Genomic DNA, 20,202 nt, shown 5'->3' with positions numbered 1-20,202 from the left:
TATTATTTTTTAGTACTATTAAGAATTTTTAATTACGACATCAATTGTATTTGTTTGACCAGTAGCGTTGTTTTTACCATCAATTTGAACTTCAACAGTTTTATCATTTGTAATATCAATTGGTCAATCTTCACCCTTAGCTTCAATAAAATAATCGAAATCACTTTCAGTTAAAGAACTATCTACGACTTTTACTGCTTTTAAAACAACATCTTTAAATTGTTGTTTTAATTGTTCTGGTGTTATTTTTTTTGGGTCTGCAAAATGAATAGTTGTTTTATCTAATTTATTAATTTTACTAATATTAATTTTTGTAACAATATGTTTAATAATTCCTTTGGGTTCAACTACTGCTCCACCTAAATATAAAACCCTTTCCATAATCAAAGTATTACCCATTCCAGTACCTAACGCAGCAGCACCAACCCTTAACGGAGTATGGTCTTTTTTGCGTAAAATAAGGGGGTCATATTTTTTGCTAAATTTAAAGGCAATTGCATTAACTCCATTTGGTAATAATTCAATTGTTCCTTCTGAACCATCTTTATTAATAATTGGTAATTTTTTAGGAACCATATAGTATGTTGTTCCTTCAACAGTTTTCATTGCTCCACTTGTTGAAATTACGCTATTTATTTGGTCGTTTGCTCCAAGTTGTAACTGTAATTTATTACGAATTCCACGAATAAAATCAGCCGAACCCAATATAACTGTTTCTGATGGGGTAAAGCCGTTTTCATATATTTTATCCATAATTTCATCGTGGATTTGTAAAGCGTTTGTATCATCTGCTTTTTTACCTTGAATAGTTGTAATAGTTCCTTTATTAATAATTTCTAAAATTTTATTTCTTTTATAAGCAACCTCAGTATCCATTGCTTGCTCAATATCTGCCGCTCAAAGATTAGGATTAAAATCACTTTCTACGGGGTCTAATTTACGAGCAAAAGTTAAAATTGTATCTAATTCAACAATTCCATCTTCAAATTCTACTGTTGAGTATTTTAATAAATTATCATCAGTATTAAATACTTGTCCTTCATTTCCTAGACCTTCATTGTATTTAATATTTTTCTTTTTTTTATATGTTAAACCAAATTTATTGGCCTCTTTTCACGCAAATAAAGCTTCTCAACTAAATTTTTGTTGATAAGTTTGTAAATATCATTGTTCAAATGTTTCTCGGTCTTGTTTTGTTGCTTGATTAGCGATATCTCCGAAAATTCTTTGTGGGTTTTGTGCCATATTTTACTTCCTTCTTTCTATTTATTAAATACATTGTCTGTATCTAAAATATTGTTTTCTTTGTTTTCTACTTTTGGTACGCCACCAGTATTAACTGTTTGTACCTTAATTAATTCATCATAAACACTTTGCAATTGTGTTTTAATGATTTCAATATCATCAGTAATATAATAAGACTTTAATAAAACATTTTTAAATTCTTCATTATCAGTTAAAGAATTAATAAAGTCAATTACTTCAATTTGTTTTAATTGAATTGTTTGTTGTTCAATTTGTGAAATTAATTCAGTATTTTTTGTTTGTAGTTCGTTGATTTGCAGATTACTATTTTCTAAATTACTTGCATTAAATTCTTCAACTTCAACAGTATTTTCTAAAATAATCTCAGCAATTTTAATATCTAAACTACCATCTTCATTTTTGATATGTTCATTATTTTCATTAATAAGAACATATTTTACATTTTTTAATGCCATTGTTTTTCCTCCTAATTTTTAATATTTATATTTGTTCTTTTTCTAATCGCTTTTTCGATAATTTCAAAACTATCGACTCGAAAAGATAAAAAATAACGTTTATTTTTTAAATTTAGTTGATTAAATACTGAGCCTTTAATTTTTATCTCATCATCTTTTCTTAACTTTAAAAACTCAGATACAATTGGCGGGTTATATATTGATAATGTTGAATAATTTAATCCTTCTCATTGACATTTCGCAGAGCATGCATCAATTTCAACACCACCAGCAACCAGTGCCTTTATTTTAGTTTTAATCGGATTTTCATGTAATCTAACAGTTAATTCCAACTTGTTAACTCTTTTATTTTTTATTTTTGCCTTATTATTATTTACTGTTTTTTTAGATAAATTACTTTTTGTTTGTGCCATTATTATCACTTCCTTTTGCTAAAAAATATTGTAAATGTTTTCATGCATCATGTTCATGCTCTGTCATTTTAATATTTCCTTTATAAAAATAATTTTTCTTAATAACTGGCGATTGTAAAACATAATTTAAATTAAATAGATATTTACATAAAACTTTTAAACCACCAATAAATTTAGGAGTAGATAATGGATTTTTTATTTTTAAACCTTTATGCAGTTGATAATCTTCAATTATTATAATAACTTTATTAAAATAAGAACAAATTTTATTTTTAAATTGACTTAATATTAAATACATATTATTTATTGCTTCTTCTTCATTTTTGGAATTAAAAGTAATATTATTAATTATTTTCTTTTGCAGAAAATTATAAATAATAATACCAGTTTGTCCAATTCCAGCAGGATCAATTGCAATAATATATTTTAATTTATCTGGTTTATTTTTTTGTCAATTTGTAATATTTTTCATCCATCTGATGCTAAATCTAAAATATCGTTAATTTTGTAATGTTGCATATAAGAAGCAATAACATCCCACTTGTTTTTAAATAAATTTAAGTACATTTTTGCTCATTCTAAACACTGTAAATCATAATGATTTTTATGATGAGAAATACGACAATTAACAGGTTGACAATTAACTCAATCAAACGAAGTTGTTATTTCATTTCAAGTTTTATTAATATATTTACTTTTATATTCTTGCATAATATTTTATTCCTTTCTTCTTATTTTGTTAAATAAACAGAAAATTCCTTTGTTGGTTAATATTTTGATATTTAGTAAGAATATTTATATTTTAATTTAATTAGTTAATTCGCCATCCACCTCACTTCGGCGGTGGGTGGTGGCGATATTAAAACTTTATATTTAAACAGAATTTACCCCCCAACGGAAATAAAACAAGTTTACCCGGTTATTAATTACGTTTCATCCATCCCTACACAACTTTATATAAAGAAAATAACCTTTTGGAGCTCCAACCCTCTTGTTTTTTTAGTGTCTGATATTGTTTTTTTCGGTTTAACAGCACTCTTTTTATGAAAACAAGCAAAAAACACGCGCTCTGACATTTCGCAAGGGATTAATCTTGCCGAGAATTAAAGAAATAAATAGGAGTAGTAAATCCAATCGCTTTCACACTTTCTTTAAGGCTTCGCGCCATAGATGAGTTATCCATCTTTAAGCATCAAAATATTAAGTTTTAGTATTGCATTATTCATCAGATAGTACCTTTATTAAAAATGATATTATTAGTTGTTAAACCGAAAAAATATAATAAATCACAGAAAGGAAATTATAAAAATTAACTAGTTTGTAGGGAAAAAAGGTTAATTTTTAATTTTAAAGATACTATCTGATGAATAATGCAAATAAAAAATCGCTCTAATAAGCGATTACCTTAATTTATATTTAATTACTTTATTTATATTTTTTATAAAACCTCAACTTTTTTCTTACTACCTTTTTTATGGTTGTTAAGTTATCGATTTATGCTATTCACGGAACAAGAACCCAATATAACGAATTAGGTTCAACAGTACAAACGGGGGTATCAAATATTTATTCTACGACTGCTCGTGGAGTATCAGATACTAAACAAGGTATGCAAAAACATTTTAAAGAGCGTAAACAGTTTAAAATTAATCGCAATAAACAACAATTATCAAGTTTAGCAAAACAAGCAAAAACAAGAGAACAAGGATATCGGAGAGTGAATAAATAATGATTAGATTAGTTTTATTGGTTGCGGCAATCGCTATTTTTGGTACTGGTTTTATTACGGTGATTATAAATCAATTAACATCAGCAAAAAATATCATTATGGATTTATATAACTCAGATACTTTTTTACTTTCTTTATTTGGTAAAATGGCAATTTTGTTTAGTCATCCGTTAATGCTTACAATATCAAGTTTATATATTTTAGGTTTTATTGTTTCAAAAACATTATATAGTTAGGAGTTGAATTTATGGATAATAAAAATGAAAAGAAACAAAAAGAAAATGGTTTATTTATTTCTTGGGTTGATTTAATTTTGTATCTTGTTATAAGTTTTTTGTTAACCCTTATATGTGTATTAGATACAGTTTCAACTATTGATGAATTAAAAGAGAAATATGCTGGTATAAATGGTTATATAATTTATGGTTTATGATTTGATATATTATGATATATTTTAGTAATTCATTATTTTTATGGTTATTTATTTAATCAAATTATTAAATTAATAAAAGAAAATAAAAAAGATAAGGTGGTAAAGAATAATGCGTAAGTCATTATCTTTATTTGCGATATCTATTTTAGGTATTTTAGGTTTAATTATTCCATTTATTACTTTAACAGCATTTAAACCCTTAAATCAGCAGAATTATACTGTTAATCAACAAACAACGGGAATGAATGAAACTGATTTTATTAATACAATGTTTTTACGCAGTAGTTTTTTTGAAAACTGGTCAGAAACAAATTATTTTATTAACCCAACTTTAAAAACATTACAAATATTAACTTATAATGATAAATGATATTTAGACTTTTTAAAGGATAGTTATTCAACTGGGATTTCATTTGATAAGCCTAGTGATGAGTTTATGGATTTATATAAAAATTGAGATACTTATGCTAAACAATATAATATTGATAAATTTTATGATGTGGATAAGAAACAATTTTTAAAAGAATTAACTAATTTCTTTTATTCATTTGCTAAGTATTTTAATACTGTTGAAGTTATTAATAAATTAGAAAAAAGTGTTGATAATTTACAACAAGTTAATTTAAAATTTCAAAATTGAAAGTTAATCCCATTAGATAAATTAAATAGGAATCCAGATAATAAATGATATATTGGAATTGTAAAAAAGAAACAAAATGATAATTTTTCTATTATAAAATTTAATTTTTCAAATAAATTAATTTGAGATAATAGTGGAGTACCTTATCATATTATTAATGGTGTATGATATCTTTTTAAATCATATTATTGTTGAGATGGTTTAAATGAACCTGAAACGCCAAAAATAGATATTAATGACAATCCAATTTTTTGAACTGATGATGAATATCAAAATATTCGTTCTTTTTTATTAAAATATATTAATGCTATTGTGCAAGAAAATATTAGAGTTCAGCAAGGTGGTAATCCTGATTATGATGACTCAAATTTAGGTAGTCAAAGAATAATATTTGATTTTAAAATTATTAATAATATGGAAAAATTAGATTGAAAACCTGATGTTATTTTAACTAGAAAATCAATTTATCGGATGATTTTAACAATTGATGAAAATAAAAATATTGTTGCAGGTAGTTTAGAATTAACACATTTTAAACAATATTGGGGTGGTAATAATGCAAATAGTTATCGGTATACTGATGATTTAGGTTTTTTATTTTCTTTCATAAAAGAAAAAGAAGATACTTTTAATTTTAGTGCTGAAACTTATAATTATTATCAAGGTAATACTCCCAATACTGGTAAAATTGTTTTTGAGCAGATGAAAGGTCAAATTGATATTAATAAATTTTTAAAAGCCTTTTTTGCCCATGCTTTGGTACCTGTTTTTCAAAATCGTAGTAATTTTATTGAAAGTGGATATATTGATAATTTAGAATATGATATTGTTTTAATTAACTTTTTTGGTTTAAAATTAGTTAATTTTAGAGATGTTTTAATTGATGAAACTAATACTAATAAAAGTCAATTTGAAAAGTTATTAAATAGTATGTTCACGGTTTCGCAAAACTTTTATAAAGATTATTTACGTACCATTTTTGATTTAGAAAATAATACTTATGTGCAAGGTTATAATAAAAAATATGGTTTATTAGCAAATAATGGTTTTAAAATTTACCCACGATATTTTTATTTTTCAGATAAATATAATCAGTTAGATATTAAATTATATTCAGCATTTAAAAATCGATTTTATAACACCAATTATGGTAATGTGTTTAATTATGATTTTTCAGTTGCAAATAATTATAATATTAATCAAAATGAGGGTTATGTTTTTGAAGGCGCTTTAAAAGATAAATATGGTTTAAAATACAAAAAAATTGAAGAACAAAAAATTGGTTATAATGTTTTTGAATTACAAGCGCAAAAAGAAAATGATATGTATCGTTATTATGATTTTAATTTTGGGATTTACAACTGACAAGAAATAAACAACGGTGGATTATTCCCCGATGGACAATGATGACAAGCACAATATGAAAGTTGTAGTTGATATAATTTAGCGTGTCATATAAAAAATGCCGCAATTTGAGTTGTAAATAATATTCCTGGTGTAAAACAAGTAAATGAATTAGCAAGTGGAGTTGGTAAGATTTTTCAAACAATATATAGTTTTTTTAGTCAAACATTTGAGGTATGAAAATTTAGTCCAGCATTATATAACACAATAACAAATATATTCTTATTAATTATATTTATGAAATTTGTAAGATTAATATAAAAAGGACTTGTTAGTCCTTTTATTCTTTTCAATCTGTAATTTTACCGGTATTTGTATCAATTTCAGGTGTTTGAGGTTCATTTAAACCATCTCAACAATAATATGATTTAAAAAGATATCATACACCATTAATAATATGATAAGGTACTCCACTATTATCTCAAATTGATTTATTTGAAAAATTAAATTTTATAATAGAAAAATTATCATTTTGTTTCTTTTTTACAATTCCAATATATCATTTATTATCTGGATTCCTATTTAATTTATCTAATGGGATTAACTTTCAACTACTATTTTCTGGTGGTTGTTGCGGATTATATGGTGGTTCTGGTTTATTACCTTCTCCCCCGTTTTCATTGTTATTTGGTTTTTCACAACTAATTAATGATGTTGTACTTGTTGTAGTTAATCCGATTGCTCCTAAAATACTTAGTCATTTTTTCATATACTTATCTCCTTATTTAGAATGTTATAATTACTCTATGTAAATCATAACATATTTTAGGGGGTAAAATATGAAAAAATATGAAAGATTAGATATTAATGAAATAGTAAATTTAGAAAAATTAAAAGATAATGACTTGTTTAAAAAGAAAAATGGAACAATTAATATTCGGAAAATTGCTAAAAAAATGAATAGAGATTATAAAACTATTTGGCAAGAGTTAAATGTGTTTGATAATATTAATGATTATAATGCTACAAAAGCACAAAAAATACACGATAAAAATAAAAGACAATGTCGTAAATATTCAATAGACTTCTTGCATTACTTGTTAAAAAATTGCAAATATTTGTAAAAAAGATACTAATAGAAAAATATAATTTTAATTAATTATGTTTTTTATTTAAAAATTTAATATTTTTCCACAACGAAAAATTAATTTATTATTTAAATTATTTAATTTTAAATAAATATTTTATGTTAAATATAATAATTGTAAATTATAAATTGAGGCAATTAAATTAAATCTTAAACCAAATCTTTTTCTTCGATTACGATATTTTTCTGTAATAATTTTAAATTTTTTAAGAATAGCAAAAATATTTTCAATAATAATTCTCATTTTTGAAACTAGTCTATTATATTGCTTTTGTTCTTTGTTTAAAGGGTTTTTCTTTGTTTTCTTTGTAGGTATTAGAACATTATTGTGATTTTTTTGTATTCCTTGATAACCACTATCAACTATTAATTTGGTATTTTTTAAAATTGGGATTTTTGATTCTTTAAATAAAGCATAATCATGTTTTTTTCCGAGCGAAAAACTTGTTGCAATAATTTTTTTGGTTTCTTGTTCGATAATTACTTGTGTTTTGATCGTGTGTTTTTTCTTTTTACCAGAATAAGATTGTTTTTGTCTTTTTTTGGGCGTTGGATTGGAGTTTCGGTAGCATCAATAATAATAGTTTTATCATTAAAATAATCATTTATTAGTGCTTTTTTACCAGCAAGTTGTTGAAAATCAGAGTTTTTAATTAAAATATCTTCAATTCACTTAATATTACGATAACAATTAGCCTCACTAATATCAAAACTTTTACCAAGATGAAAATAAGTCTGATATTCTCGTCAATATAATAAAGTCATCAATAATCTATTTTCTAATGATAATTTATTAGTTTTACCACCTTTTTTAAATTTTTCTATTTCAACAACTTTTAAAATATCTAACATTTTATTAAAAGTGGATTTTTTTATTCCTGTTAATCTTAACCATTCTCTATCATTAAGAGTATTAAATTTATTATTGTTCATATTTTTATGTTCTCATAAATTATATTTTATAATAATATTTTAATAAAAAGGGTATCGCAAGAAGTCTAATAACACGTAGTGGAGTGCAAACTGGTTTTTATTTATTTTTATGAAATTTAATTCGTTTTGTTCTTGAAACACAACGTGATGATGTCTCAACATTATTTATTAAAAATTATCGGAAATTAGATTATGCTGTTTTAATTTTAATTGCAGTATTGGGATTAGTATTAGCAGTTTATGCGCAATGAGGAGCTCCAAGAAAATTCCGTAAAAATGGTTTTATTTATGAAAAAGAATATGTTGATTTTGAAAGTTTACAAACTTGAAAATTTGATAAATATTTAACTAATAATATCGTTATTGGAGAAGACAACTATGTTGATAAATTACCAACGATTATTAAAATAAAAGTAATGGAATTCCTAGGTTATCAAGATGAAACTTTTGATAAATATTTTGAATTAAAATATTTTAAAGCCAATGATCAAACTTTAACTAATAATGAAATTACTAATTATAGCTTTAAAATTGTCGCGTTACCAACCAAAAACAATAAGTTTATTGATGATTTAGTTGTTAATCAAACATATAAAGTTGATTTAAGCAAAGTTTTAAAACATGCAACGTTAAAATTAACTAAACCAAATAATAATCAATATTTAACATTATCAAATCAACAATTTGGAACATTATTAAATGATCTTGCTCATCATAATGAAACAGCAACGCAAATTAAAGTAATTTGGAATAAGTTTTATCCAAATATTAATGAGAAGAAAACAACTATTTTTAACCTTAATCTTAATGAATTAATTAATTTTGATGAATTAAAAATTAACCCAGATGCTAAAAAAATTGAAGTATCAAAATTCAAATTTAAAGAAAACCAATTTTATTATTTTAATAAAAAAGTTTGTTTTAAATTAAACTGACAATAAAAAGTGTACAATGGAAGTAGAAAGAGGGGGAGAGTTATGTTAACAAAAGAGATGGAAAAAGACTTACAACAATATATTAATGAACATCTTAAAATGCAATTTTTTTGTTATAATTTAAGTTCAGCCGCTGAAAAATTAGGTTTTCCTGGTTTTAGTCATTATTTTCAAGTTCAAGCCCAAGACGAAATTTTACATCAACGTCGAATTATGAACTTTGTATTAGATCGTGATGGTCATTATGAAGTAAAAAATATTACTGAAGAATATCATAATGTTAAAAATATTACTGAACTAATGGAAACCTATCAAACAAAACGGGCATATTTTGCTGATTTAACCAATAAATTAGCACATCATGCGCAAGAAGTTGTTGATTTAGTAACTTATAAATTTTATGATTGATTTATAATTGATTTTTATGAAGAATTAGCGGAAATAAAAGATATTATTGATTGAATTAAAATGTCAGATAATAGCTATTATAATATTGATGATAAAATGGGAGCAAAAGAAGAACCAGATACTTTAGCAGTTATTGATCCATTTAGTCCACATGCATAATAATACTTTTTCTTTAAAAATTTTTAATTTTAAAAGAAAAAGTATTTTTTATTGATTTCCAATTTAAAATTAATATTATGAGAAGTAAAGCATTAGAAGACAATTTAAAAACAATGATAATTAAGGGCAAGCCAGGTTTAAAATTGCCATCAGAAGCAATGCTGATGAAACAATATCAGGTTAGTCGAACGATTGTTCGTGATGCATTTAAAAAGTTAATTGGGGAAAATATGATTTATAGTCTGCAGGGGAAAGGTTATTTTACTTTAAATCAAGCCTTTTGAAGCACAGAAATATCGTTTTCAAAAAAATATGACAGTGCAGTTAATAAATTATATGTTGTTAATATTCCGTTTGATTCATATTTTATTGATACATGGAATGGCAAGGGTTTTTTGGACAAATTTTATGTAGAGTAAAGATTTTTATATTCAATTGGTGTTAAATAATTTAATTTGCTGTGAATTCGTACATTATTGTATCAATTAACATAGTCAAATAATTCTAATTTAAATTGTTCAATATTTTTAAATTTTCTGTTTTTAATTAATTCTGTTTTTAAAATTTTATAGGTTGATTCAGAAACAGCATTATCATAAGGACAGCCCGGTTTACTATAAGATTTTGCAACATTGTTTTTAGCTAAAAGATTGTAAATGATATTGTTATTAAATTCGCTGCCTTGATCAGTATGAAATATTTTAATATTATCTAAAGAAAAACTAAGCTTTTTAAAAGTATTTTCAACTAATTTGGCATCTTTATGAGAACTAACATCATAACCAATAACTTCACGATTAAATAAATCAATTAGAAAGCACACATAATATCATTTGCTATTGATAGCAACTTGTGTTAAATCACTGACAACAACTTCATGTAGTTTATAATTATTAAATTCTTGATTTAACAAATTATGATATTTGTATGTAGCGTTTTTGTTACTTTGATGTTTATATTTAAGTTTTGTATAATTGGAAATTAAGTTATATCTTTGCATTATTTTACTAATTTTTATTCGTGATAATAAAATATTTTGTTGTGCTAACATAACTTTAATTTTTCTTGTGCCATAATTTTTACGACTTTTTAAGAAAATACTGATAACAGCATTATCAATAGTATGGTTTGATTTAGGATTATTTGATTTCAATTGATAATAAAACGTTGATCTAGGAACTTTTAGTGTTTTGCATAAATTAGTAATTGCATATTTTTCTTTGTTGTTTTTAATAATTACTATTTTTTGCCTATTATCAGTGTGGCTTGCTTTAAAATATCATTTTCCATTCGTAATTGTTTAATTTCTTTTCTTAGATGAATTAGTTCATTTTCTTCTGGGCTTCGATTATCTTTTGCTTTAAATGAACCAGAATTATTGAATTCATAAATTCATTTTCAAACTGTTGATTTACCGACCTGATAGTCACTGGACAATTGTTTTGCTGTTTTACCTGTTTTATAAAGACTAACAATTTGTTGTTTAAATTCATCGGTATAATGATTCTTTGCCATAATTACACCTCCATTTATTAATTTAATTATAATCCTTACTCCACATTATTGTTGTCCAATTTATCTTAACCCATCCAACATATCAATGTTCGGATAATGATTTTATGATTTTAATTAAAGTTCGTTATCAAAATGATCAGATTAAAAAATATTCTATTATTTGAGTTAATAAAACAATTTTAAAAAATCTTAATTTTAAAGATTGTGAAGATAGTTTATTATCTTATATTAACTCTCGTAATATTACGCTAGTTAATAACCTGAAATATTTAGGCTTAGAATTACCTAATATCTATGACAAAAAGTTTTTGCAGTTAAATTTTAAAACATATATCCCGAAAAAATATTCAATTACTTTTTATGAATATCACGAAGTTGTTGAATGTAGTAAAGAAACATATCAACCTGAAAAATTTGAATTTTATAAAGTAAATTATTTTTAATAAGAACTTGTTACGACAAGTTCTTATTTTTATTTTGGCAAATAAAATTAAAATTGAAGGGAGAAATCAAAAATGGCAAAATCAGAAAATTTAAGGAAAAAAGAAAACTATTTTATGAAATTAAAAAACAAAATTAAAGCGCCATTTGAAGGGGGAAAGAATTCACAATTTAAAATTGGAATTAATAAATTTGCTAAAGCAATTTTAACAATGATTGCAATTTTGCCAGTTGCCGGATTGTTTATTGTTGTTGGTAAGATTATTGGACCATTAGGTTTTGGCCAAATTACGAGTATTACCAAAGTAGCCAACCATATTGGAACAATTATTGAGACAATTGGTTGGATGCCATTTCGTCATATTGGATTGTTGTTTGCCATTGCCATTGGTGGATTATGAGCTAAAAAAAGAGCAGGGGGTTGTTTTGCTGGAGCAATTGCTTATTTAACATTATTAAGTGTTGGAGCAACATTTTTTGTAACGAGAACAGGAACTGATGGAACTGAGTTTATGAATTATATTTTAGGGGGAAAATGAACCAACCAAAAAGATTATTTTAGTAATCAAGAAGGCGTTTATTCGCTTCGCTTCGACGCATTAGGAGGAATTATTACTGGTTTTATTGGAGCTGGGGTTTACAATAAATTTTTTGCTTTTAATCGGTTACCTAATGCATTATCTTTTTTAATGGCCCACGTTTTGTACCATTAATGGTAATTGTAATTTCTCTACCAATCGCAATTACTTTGTCTTTATTTTGACCATTAATTCAAACGGGAATAAATGTTATTGGAAAGAGTATTGCTTTAAATAATAAAATTCCGTTTATTATCCCCTTTGGTTATGGTTTTTTAGAACGTTTACTATTACCATTTGGATTACATCACATGATTACCATTCCAATGAATTATACTTCATTAGGTGGGGTTTTAGATTATACTAGTGTTAATACTTTCTCAGATACTTTATTTGAAAATTATCCGCTTACAAAAGAAGAACTGGTAGCTTTTTTTGATTATACTGTTGCTGAGCATTTAGTTGATAAAAAGAGTTTAGTTTCAGAAGGACAAGAACAAATGTTATATACCTGAATTACAGCGTTAAATTTAGTTAAAAATAATTGAACGGAATATGCAAATAATATTGTTCCAAATTCAACGGGGGTTAATGATGTTTATCAAATTGTAATGAACGCTTTTGAACCAGTGCGTTTTAAAGTTGGACAAATGGTTACTTCAACAGGGTCATTAATTGGTGCTGGAATTGGAATGATGTATGCAATTAGTAAAACTAATCGCGTTAAATATAAATCAATTTATATTTCTGGGGGATTAGCTTGCTTATTAACCGGTGTGACAGAACCAATTGAATTTATTTTTATGTATACAGCACCATTATTATATTTAGCACACGCGGTAATGACAGGAATGGCTTTTAGGATGGCTGATTTAGTTCCGATGCGAATTCATGCTTTTGGAGCAATTGAAATTATTATGAAATACTTTTTAGTATTAGGACCAACAACATTAATTACAGACAATATTAAAACTAATTTATGATTAGATGGTTGTTGATTTATTTTAGTTAGTGCTCTTTTTCTCGCAATTTACTTTGGAATCTTTTATGGGTTAACAAAAAGATTAAAACCAAATATTCCTGGTGTTGGTGAAGAAGTTAATATTGTTTTTTCCTTGACCCCTAATCAAAAAGAAACGGGGGGTAATGACAAAATAATTCATAAAATTGTTAGTTTACTTGGAACGGCAGAAAATATTGAAGAAGTTGATTGTTGTATGACTAGATTACGAGTTGTTGTTAAAGATGATAAAAAAGTGGTTGATAAATTTAAAGAAGAAACAGGTGCGATTGGGGTTATTAAGCAAGGAAAGTATTATCAAATTGTTTATGGACCAAAAGTAAGCATTTATAAAGAAAAAATTGATGAATACTTAAGTGATCAAATTGCAGAAGGGGAGGAGAAATATTAATGATTAAAGATAAGAATTTATTAGCATATTCATTTCCCCAAAAGAAACCATTTTTTGATCTTAACTATGATTATGCTGTTGTTAGAAAAATTAGTGATTTTTGATGGCAAGATGATAGTTTATATCTTGAAGTTACATTAAGTAATTTACAAAAATCAACTTTAAAAATAACATTATATTCTAATGGAATCATTAACTTACAGTATTATCAAAAAAAGATAAATAATAGTCGATTTGCTGAGCATTTAAACTCATTAAATCTTAAGAAAATTGATTTAATTAATCATCCTAATTATTTTGAAATAAAATTATTAAAGAATGAAAAGTTGGTAATTCAAAAGGAACCCTTTCAAATAACATTACTTGATTGCAATGCTGTTGTTAAATTTAAAACCAATACTCGTAAAGGATATGAAATGTTTGAAAATTATCGTACGCCCCCATTAGGTTGAAAAATTGGTAAAAGTAATGAATGACAACCATTTATGTCGTTTTGGTTAATGAATGATGAAAAAATATATGGGTTGGGGGAAAAATTTCGTTTTTTAGTTAAAAATGGAATTGAGACAACGATTTGAAATAGTGATAATTCTTGTGTTGCAAATCATGATTTAGCATATAACGGATTGCCGTTATTTTATTCAACAAAAAAATGAGGAGTATTAGTTAATACTGGTGAACAAACTAGTTTTGAAATTGGTTCGCCAGTAACTGATGCTATTAGTTTCCTTAGTTTTGAATCCTGTTTAGACCTTTATTTTTTTACGGGGTCAACAATGAAGGAACTGATTAGTCAGTATACCGACTTAACTGGTAAACCAACAGAAATCCTTGATTTGAGTTATGGGATATGATGTAATCGCTTGTATTATCATAATAAAGCTGAATTGTGAGCAGAAATTGAAAAAAGCAACAAAGTTAATTTCCCATTAGATGTTATTTGTTTGGACCCAAAATGATTAGAAAACCGCTATACAAAAAGTTGTAACTTTGAGTATAACGAAAATGCTTTTGGTTCTTTTCAAGAATTATTTGCTCAATTAAAAACAAAAAACATTGCCGTTTGTTTTTGAATTAACCCTTATTTATAAGCTGATAATAGCGTGAATTGACAAATTGCTTTGAAAAATAATTATTTAGTAAAAATAACAAATGATAATTCATATGCCCATCCGCTAACAGGAACCGAAACTTATCAAACAAATTGTGGTATTGTTGATTTTACTAATCCAGCTGCTGTTAAGTGATATCAAGATGAATTGCAAAAATTATTTAAATTAGGATTACGATTTGTTAAACTAGATTATGGGGATGGTATCCCACCCAATCCCACCCAATGCTTATTTTAATAACGGTTTAACGGGAGAAGAATTTCGCCAATATTATCATTTTTTATATTGTAAAACAGCATATGATGCTAGTGTTAAGTATTTTGGGCCAAACAAAACATTATCTTTTTGCCGGCCAGGATATATTGGCACACAACGCTTCTCAGAAAAATGATCTGGTGATAGTTATTCAAATTTTACAGAATTAAAGATTCATTTAAATGCGGGGTTATCGTTAGGAGTGAGTGGGGAAATGGCATGAGGAACTGACATTGGTGGTTTTTATAGTAGACTTCTTGCATTACTTGTTAAAAAATTGCAAATATTTGTAAAAAAGATACTAATAGAAAAATATAATTTTAATTAATTATGTTTTTTATTTAAAAATTTAATATTTTTCCACAACGAAAAATTAATTTATTATTTAAATTATTTAATTTTAAATAAATATTTTATGTTAAATATAATAATTGTAAATTATAAATTGAGGCAATTAAATTAAATCTTAAACCAAATCTTTTTCTTCGATTACGATATTTTTCTGTAATAATTTTAAATTTTTTAAGAATAGCAAAAATATTTTCAATAATAATTCTCATTTTTGAAACTAGTCTATTATATTGCTTTTGTTCTTTGTTTAAAGGGTTTTTCTTTGTTTTCTTTGTAGGTATTAGAACATTATTGTGATTTTTTTGTATTCCTTGATAACCACTATCAACTATTAATTTGGTATTTTTTAAAATTGGGATTTTTGATTCTTTAAATAAAGCATAATCATGTTTTTTTCCGAGCGAAAAACTTGTTGCAATAATTTTTTTGGTTTCTTGTTCGATAATTACTTGTGTTTTGATCGTGTGTTTTTTCTTTTTACCAGAATAAGATTGTTTTTGTCTTTTTTTGGGCGTTGGATTGGAGTTTCGGTAGCATCAATAATAATAGTTTTATCATTAAAATAATCATTTATTAGTGCTTTTTTACCAGCAAGTTGTTGAAAATCAGAGTTTTTAATTAAAATATCTTCAATTCACTTAATATTACGATAACAATTAGCCTCACTAATATCAAAACTTTTACCAAGATGAAAATAAGTCTGATATTCTCGTCAATATAATAAAGTCATCAATAATCTATTTTCTAATGATAATTTATTAGTTTTACCACCTTTTTTAAATTTTTCTATTTCAGCAACTTTTAAAATATCTAACATTTTATTAAAAGTGGATTTTTTTATTCCTGTTAATCTTAACCATTCTCTATCATTAAGAGTATTAAATTTATTATTGTTCATATTTTTATGTCCTCATAAATTATATTTTATAATAATATTTTAATAAAAAAGGGTATCGCAAGAAGTCTAGTGAAGAACCATTTGATGAATACCTTTATATGCGTTGAACACAAGTGGGAATGTTATGTCCTTTATCACGTTTTCATGGAATTGGCCCGCGTGAACCATAAAACTTTTCAGCAAGGGTGTTAGATAACGCAATAAAATATGCAAAATTAAAACGAAAACTATTACCATATTTTAAAATGTGTGAATTAGAGGCAGCAACAACAGGGGTTCCAATTTTGCGAGCAATGGTGTTGGAAAATGAAGATGATTCAATTGCACAATTAATTTATGATCAGTTTTATTTAGGAAGTAATTTATTAGTGGCACCTGTTTTAACACCACAAACAACAAAGCGAGAAGTTTACTTGCCAGCTGGAGAATGGTTTTTGTTCGGGCAAAAAGAAAAAAAATATCTTGGAAAGCAATCTTATTTATTGGTTTGTCCGGTTGATGAAATGCTAATTTTTGTAAAAGGAAACAATATTATTCCAACTATTAAAGAAGATAATTATCATTTTGAACAATTAGATACTGTTTCATTGGAATTAAATCTTTATGGAACATTACCAGCACAATACGACTTAAAGTTTAAACTTAACGAAAAATTAATTATAATCACTTATCAAAATAAAAAGTTTGATGTTTCATCAAATCATAATTATCTTGTAAAATAGGTGCTATTTACATTTTTTCCTTAAAAAAGAGTATAATATATAATACTTTAAGTAGAGGAGACATAATTATGGAAATATCTATATGAGTAATAACCATTATTGCTGTTGCAATTGGTTTTTACTTTCTTGGGTTTTTATGTGAAAAATATCTAAGATTTAAATTAATTAAAAAAACGAAGTTAAAAATAAAACAAGCTGAAGAAAAGGCAAAAAAATTATTAATGTTGCAAAAGCTGATGGAAAATTTGAAGCAGCACAAATTCGACAAGAAATGAATAATGAATTAGCTCGTAAACGAGAAGAATTTTTAGAAACAGAAAAGTTCTTAACAAATAGAGAGCGTTTAATTATTGAACGTGAAGAAGTATTACATAGTAAAGAACAAGAAACGTTTCGTAAAAAAGAAGAATTACAGGGAAAGATTAATTATTACCAAGAACTAGTTGAACATAATCTTCAACAACTTGAAAAAGTTGCAGGTTATTCTCTTGAAGAAGCGAAAGATGTACTTTTTAAAGAAATAAGTGACCATTACCAAAAAGAAATTGGTGAATTTTTAAAAAATGCTGAGAATACAGCAAAAATTAATGCTAAAGAAACAGCGATTAGTATTGTTACTAGTGCAATTGAACGGTATGCTGTTAATATTGTGGTAGAGAAAACAACCACTTCTGTTTATTTAGAAGATGATAATATGAAAGGCCGAATTATTGGGAAAGATGGTCGTAATATTCGAACTTTTGAAGTTGCTGCTGGAGTTGATCTAATCATTGATGATACTCCAAATGTTGTTCAAATTTCATCTTTTAATCCTATTCGTCGTGAAATTGCCAAAAAAACATTAGAAAAATTATTAATTGATGGGCGGATTCAGCCAAATCGGATTGAAGAAACAATCAAATTAGAACAAGATGAAATTGAAATGACAATTTTAGAAACAGGAAAAGAAGTTGTTGCGGAATTAGAATTAGATAATATGGACATTGAATTGATTCGTCATTTAGGAATCTTAAAATATTGAACTAGTTATGGCCAAAATGTTTTATTACATTCAATCGAAGTTGCTAAATTAGCAGCAACAATGACTAGTGAATTAGGTTTAGATGCAACGATTGCAATGCGAGCTGGTTTATTACATGATATTGGAAAAGCAGTTGATTTTGACAACGAAGGAAGCCATGTTACCTTAGGAGTTAAATTAGCAACAAAATGTGGTGAAAATTCAATTGTTATTAATGCAATTGCTTCACACCATGGTGAGGTTCCTGCTAATAATCCATATTCAGTTTTAATTTCTGCAGCTGATACATTATCAACAGCACGCCCAGGGAGTCGTAATAATAATCTTGAAAATTATATTGCCCGAATGTCTGAATTAGAAAAAATCTGTCAAACAGTAGTTGGCGTTCAGTCAGTTTATGCTTTACAAGCAGGTCGTCAAATCCGTGTTATTGTTAATCCAGTTATTAGCGATGATGACCGTACCCATAAAATTGCAATTGATATTAAAGAAAAAATTAAAAAAGCAAAGGCAATCCCAGGAGATATTGTTATTACGGTAATTAGAGAATTACGAATCACAGAGACTGTTATTTAAAAGAATAATTTTTTATTCTTTTTTTATGGAAGTTTTCGTATTATAATTAAGAGGAAAGATTTTGTTATAAAAAATAAAGGAGAATTAGTAATGATTGGAGATTTTTTAGCAAACCGATTAAAAAAATCAATTGAAAAAAATATGAAAAAATCAACCCTAACTAGTGATGCTATTAGTGAAACAATGCGTGAAATTAGGTTAGCATTATTAGAAGCGGATGTTAATAATGAAGTGGTAAAAGATTTTATTAAAGCAGTAGAAGCAAAAGCCCGTGGCGAATACATTTTAGATGGTTTGAATTCATCACAAATGATGGTTAAAATCGTTCATGAAGAATTAGTTAATATTTTTGGGAAAACAGCAAAGGAATTATCTTTTGCTTCAAAACCAACAATTGTGATGATGGTCGGATTACAAGGGAGTGGGAAGACAACAACAACTGGTAAAATTGCTAAGTTTGTGGAAAAGAAATATCAAAAAAAACCATTGTTGGTAGCTTGTGATATTTATCGTCCCGCTGCAATTGATCAGTTAAAAACAATTGGAAAAAATTTAAATATTGAAGTATTTGAACGGGGAACACAAAACCCTGTTAAAACAGCCCAAGAAGCAATTAAATATGCGAAAGAAAATAAAAATGATGTTATTTTAATTGATACGGCGGGACGTTTACATATTGATGCAGAATTAATGCAAGAATTAAAAGAAATTAAAAATAATATTACCCCTGATGAAATCTTACTTGTCGTTGATGGGATGACGGGACAAGATATTATTAATGTTACAACAGAATTTAATCAGTTGTTAAAATTAACTGGCGTTGTTGTTACTAAGTTAGATGGTGATGCTCGTGGGGGAGCGGCATTATCAATTACGCACCTAACCAAATTACCAATTACCTTTATCGGAACTGGAGAAGGAATGAGTAATTTACAAATTTTCTATCCTGACCGAATGGCAGATCGAATTTTGGGGATGGGAGATGTTCAAACCTTAGTTGAAAAAGCAAAAGATGTTTTAGATGAACGTGATATTAAAAAAACAATGAATCGAATGATGATGGGACAGTTTGATTTACAAGACTTGCTAAATCAAATGCGACAAATCTCAAAAATGGGGAAAATGGGGGGAATTATGAAATTACTACCCGGGATGCCAAAAATGAGTGATGAAAAAATTGCTGATGCAGAACGTAAATTAAAAGCAACAGAAGTCTTGTTATCTTCAATGACAGTTAAAGAACGTCGTGAACCACGGTTGTTGAAACACTTATCACGAAAAAACCGTATTTTAAAAGGTTCAGGACGAACAGAAAAAGAATATAATGAGTTAATTAATCAATTTGAAAAAACAAAAAAACAAGTAGATGAAATTGCCCGTCAAATTAAATCTGGTCGTATGCCAAACATTCCTGGTATGGGTGGTTTAAGTGGAATGGGCTTTAATTAAAATAATATTT

General features: G+C 26.2%; 28 protein-coding genes and 1 pseudogene. 18 read left to right on the top strand and 11 right to left on the bottom strand.

The window, feature by feature from the left end:
• Positions 1–18 precede the first annotated feature (18 nt).
• Genes MSROBK_RS09290 through MSROBK_RS09270 form a run of 5 tightly spaced genes read right to left on the bottom strand, consistent with a single transcriptional unit; the run spans position 19 to position 2,845 of the window.
• Positions 19–1,245, bottom strand: coding sequence for a hypothetical protein (locus MSROBK_RS09290; protein WP_040094207.1), 1,227 nt, complete (start codon positions 1,243–1,245; stop codon positions 19–21).
• Between the two features lie 17 nt (positions 1,246–1,262).
• Entirely contained in the window at positions 1,263–1,721 is a 459-nt protein-coding gene (locus MSROBK_RS09285; RefSeq protein WP_040094205.1) for a hypothetical protein, read from the bottom strand.
• 11 nt (positions 1,722–1,732) lie between these two features.
• Positions 1,733–2,134, bottom strand: a complete 402-nt coding sequence (locus MSROBK_RS09280) for a hypothetical protein (RefSeq protein ID WP_040094204.1) — start codon at positions 2,132–2,134, stop codon at positions 1,733–1,735.
• A complete protein-coding gene (locus MSROBK_RS09275; protein WP_040094201.1) occupies positions 2,115–2,606 on the bottom strand; it encodes a hypothetical protein in 492 nt (163 codons plus the stop codon). The genes MSROBK_RS09280 and MSROBK_RS09275 overlap by 20 nt, the downstream gene beginning before the upstream one ends.
• A complete protein-coding gene (locus MSROBK_RS09270) occupies positions 2,561–2,845 on the bottom strand; it encodes a hypothetical protein (RefSeq protein WP_040094199.1) in 285 nt (94 codons plus the stop codon). Before MSROBK_RS09270 ends, MSROBK_RS09275 begins: the two co-directional genes overlap by 46 nt.
• Positions 2,846–3,546: 701 nt before the next feature.
• Here MSROBK_RS09270 and MSROBK_RS09265 point away from each other — a divergent pair.
• From MSROBK_RS09265 to MSROBK_RS09250, 4 genes and pseudogenes are all read left to right on the top strand, one after another.
• Positions 3,547–3,863, top strand: a pseudogene (locus MSROBK_RS09265) (hypothetical protein).
• Positions 3,863–4,099 (top strand): hypothetical protein, encoded by a 237-nt coding sequence (locus tag MSROBK_RS09260; protein ID WP_040092604.1) that lies wholly within the window; start codon positions 3,863–3,865, stop codon positions 4,097–4,099. Before MSROBK_RS09265 ends, MSROBK_RS09260 begins: the two are co-directional and overlap by 1 nt.
• Positions 4,100–4,110: 11 nt before the next feature.
• A complete protein-coding gene (locus MSROBK_RS09255; RefSeq protein WP_040092983.1) occupies positions 4,111–4,413 on the top strand; it encodes a hypothetical protein in 303 nt (100 codons plus the stop codon).
• Positions 4,406–6,601 carry a spiroplasma phage ORF1-like family protein gene (locus tag MSROBK_RS09250; RefSeq protein ID WP_040094197.1) on the top strand — a complete coding sequence of 732 codons (2,196 nt, stop codon included), beginning with the start codon at positions 4,406–4,408 and terminating at the stop codon, positions 6,599–6,601. Before MSROBK_RS09255 ends, MSROBK_RS09250 begins: the two co-directional genes overlap by 8 nt.
• Before the next feature lie 19 nt (positions 6,602–6,620).
• On the opposite strand, the gene MSROBK_RS11880 is transcribed toward MSROBK_RS09250, so the two are convergent.
• Entirely contained in the window at positions 6,621–7,049 is a 429-nt protein-coding gene (locus MSROBK_RS11880) for a spiroplasma phage ORF1-like family protein (RefSeq protein WP_040092571.1), read from the bottom strand.
• Between the two features lie 70 nt (positions 7,050–7,119).
• On the opposite strand from MSROBK_RS11880, the gene MSROBK_RS09240 reads away from it, so the two are divergent.
• On the top strand, positions 7,120–7,404 hold the full coding sequence (locus tag MSROBK_RS09240; RefSeq protein ID WP_040094195.1) for a helix-turn-helix domain-containing protein: 285 nt from the start codon (positions 7,120–7,122) through the stop codon (positions 7,402–7,404).
• 120 nt (positions 7,405–7,524) lie between these two features.
• Here MSROBK_RS09240 and MSROBK_RS09235 read toward each other — a convergent pair.
• Positions 7,525–8,360, bottom strand: a protein-coding gene (locus tag MSROBK_RS09235) for an IS5 family transposase (protein WP_105628953.1) whose coding sequence is annotated in 2 segments (ribosomal slippage) — positions 7,525–7,964 and positions 7,964–8,360 — 837 coding nt in all. Because the reading frame shifts where the segments join, the coding sequence is not laid out codon by codon here.
• An 83-nt stretch (positions 8,361–8,443) separates the two neighbouring features.
• On the opposite strand from MSROBK_RS09235, the gene MSROBK_RS09230 reads away from it, so the two are divergent.
• From MSROBK_RS09230 to MSROBK_RS09220, 3 genes are all read left to right on the top strand, one after another.
• A complete protein-coding gene (locus MSROBK_RS09230) occupies positions 8,444–9,301 on the top strand; it encodes a hypothetical protein (RefSeq protein WP_174842688.1) in 858 nt (285 codons plus the stop codon).
• A 36-nt stretch (positions 9,302–9,337) separates the two neighbouring features.
• Positions 9,338–9,862, top strand: a complete 525-nt coding sequence (locus MSROBK_RS09225; protein ID WP_040094192.1) for a ferritin — start codon at positions 9,338–9,340, stop codon at positions 9,860–9,862.
• 77 nt (positions 9,863–9,939) lie between these two features.
• Positions 9,940–10,281 (top strand): winged helix-turn-helix domain-containing protein, encoded by a 342-nt coding sequence (locus MSROBK_RS09220; protein ID WP_040094190.1) that lies wholly within the window; start codon positions 9,940–9,942, stop codon positions 10,279–10,281.
• Here the strand turns inward: MSROBK_RS09220 and MSROBK_RS09215 are convergent.
• Both MSROBK_RS09215 and MSROBK_RS09210 read right to left on the bottom strand, forming a co-directional pair.
• On the bottom strand, positions 10,269–11,069 hold the full coding sequence (locus MSROBK_RS09215; RefSeq protein WP_206780852.1) for an IS3 family transposase: 801 nt from the start codon (positions 11,067–11,069) through the stop codon (positions 10,269–10,271). The two genes, MSROBK_RS09220 and MSROBK_RS09215, sit on opposite strands and share 13 nt — an antisense overlap.
• 32 nt (positions 11,070–11,101) lie before the next feature.
• Positions 11,102–11,377 (bottom strand): IS3 family transposase, encoded by a 276-nt coding sequence (locus MSROBK_RS09210; protein ID WP_040092565.1) that lies wholly within the window; start codon positions 11,375–11,377, stop codon positions 11,102–11,104.
• A 104-nt stretch (positions 11,378–11,481) separates the two neighbouring features.
• Here MSROBK_RS09210 and MSROBK_RS09205 point away from each other — a divergent pair, with 104 nt between their 5' ends.
• From MSROBK_RS09205 to MSROBK_RS09185, 6 genes are all read left to right on the top strand, one after another.
• The gene (locus tag MSROBK_RS09205; protein ID WP_052443547.1) at positions 11,482–11,820 is read left to right on the top strand and encodes a UTRA domain-containing protein; all 339 of its coding nucleotides are present in this window, start codon (positions 11,482–11,484) and stop codon (positions 11,818–11,820) included.
• A 72-nt stretch (positions 11,821–11,892) separates the two neighbouring features.
• Positions 11,893–12,531 carry a PTS transporter subunit EIIC gene (locus tag MSROBK_RS11875; RefSeq protein ID WP_242441459.1) on the top strand — a complete coding sequence of 213 codons (639 nt, stop codon included), beginning with the start codon at positions 11,893–11,895 and terminating at the stop codon, positions 12,529–12,531.
• Positions 12,531–13,808 carry a PTS transporter subunit EIIC gene (locus tag MSROBK_RS11870; RefSeq protein ID WP_242441458.1) on the top strand — a complete coding sequence of 426 codons (1,278 nt, stop codon included), beginning with the start codon at positions 12,531–12,533 and terminating at the stop codon, positions 13,806–13,808. Before MSROBK_RS11875 ends, MSROBK_RS11870 begins: the two co-directional genes overlap by 1 nt.
• On the top strand, positions 13,808–14,899 hold the full coding sequence (locus MSROBK_RS09195; RefSeq protein ID WP_052443546.1) for a TIM-barrel domain-containing protein: 1,092 nt from the start codon (positions 13,808–13,810) through the stop codon (positions 14,897–14,899). The genes MSROBK_RS11870 and MSROBK_RS09195 overlap by 1 nt, the downstream gene beginning before the upstream one ends.
• Positions 14,900–14,911: 12 nt before the next feature.
• The gene (locus MSROBK_RS09190; RefSeq protein WP_052443545.1) at positions 14,912–15,157 is read left to right on the top strand and encodes a TIM-barrel domain-containing protein; all 246 of its coding nucleotides are present in this window, start codon (positions 14,912–14,914) and stop codon (positions 15,155–15,157) included.
• The gene (locus MSROBK_RS09185) at positions 15,114–15,503 is read left to right on the top strand and encodes a TIM-barrel domain-containing protein (RefSeq protein ID WP_159373264.1); all 390 of its coding nucleotides are present in this window, start codon (positions 15,114–15,116) and stop codon (positions 15,501–15,503) included. Before MSROBK_RS09190 ends, MSROBK_RS09185 begins: the two co-directional genes overlap by 44 nt.
• Before the next feature lie 85 nt (positions 15,504–15,588).
• Here the strand turns inward: MSROBK_RS09185 and MSROBK_RS14195 are convergent, their stop codons facing one another.
• Entirely contained in the window at positions 15,589–15,987 is a 399-nt protein-coding gene (locus MSROBK_RS14195; RefSeq protein WP_242441474.1) for a transposase family protein, read from the bottom strand.
• On the bottom strand, positions 15,972–16,424 hold the full coding sequence (locus tag MSROBK_RS14190; protein ID WP_040092446.1) for an IS5 family transposase: 453 nt from the start codon (positions 16,422–16,424) through the stop codon (positions 15,972–15,974). The genes MSROBK_RS14195 and MSROBK_RS14190 overlap by 16 nt, the downstream gene beginning before the upstream one ends.
• A 185-nt stretch (positions 16,425–16,609) precedes the next feature.
• On the opposite strand from MSROBK_RS14190, the gene MSROBK_RS09175 reads away from it, so the two are divergent.
• From MSROBK_RS09175 to ffh, 4 genes are all read left to right on the top strand, one after another.
• Positions 16,610–17,146, top strand: coding sequence for a glycoside hydrolase family 31 family protein (locus MSROBK_RS09175; RefSeq protein ID WP_040094186.1), 537 nt, complete (start codon positions 16,610–16,612; stop codon positions 17,144–17,146).
• Positions 17,147–17,214: 68 nt separating this feature from the next.
• A complete protein-coding gene (locus tag MSROBK_RS11865; RefSeq protein WP_040094184.1) occupies positions 17,215–17,433 on the top strand; it encodes a hypothetical protein in 219 nt (72 codons plus the stop codon).
• The gene (rny, locus tag MSROBK_RS09170) at positions 17,418–18,743 is read left to right on the top strand and encodes a ribonuclease Y (RefSeq protein WP_052443543.1); all 1,326 of its coding nucleotides are present in this window, start codon (positions 17,418–17,420) and stop codon (positions 18,741–18,743) included. The genes MSROBK_RS11865 and rny overlap by 16 nt, the downstream gene beginning before the upstream one ends.
• Positions 18,744–18,833: 90 nt before the next feature.
• A complete protein-coding gene (gene ffh, locus MSROBK_RS09165; protein WP_040094182.1) occupies positions 18,834–20,192 on the top strand; it encodes a signal recognition particle protein in 1,359 nt (452 codons plus the stop codon).
• Positions 20,193–20,202 lie beyond the last annotated feature (10 nt).

Source organism: Spiroplasma poulsonii (assembly GCF_009866525.1).
Classification (GTDB): Bacteria; Bacillota_I; Bacilli_A; order Mycoplasmatales; family Mycoplasmataceae; genus Spiroplasma; species Spiroplasma poulsonii.
The sequence above is the reverse complement of the archived record's forward strand: the minus strand, read 5'-3'. Positions and strand labels throughout refer to the sequence as shown.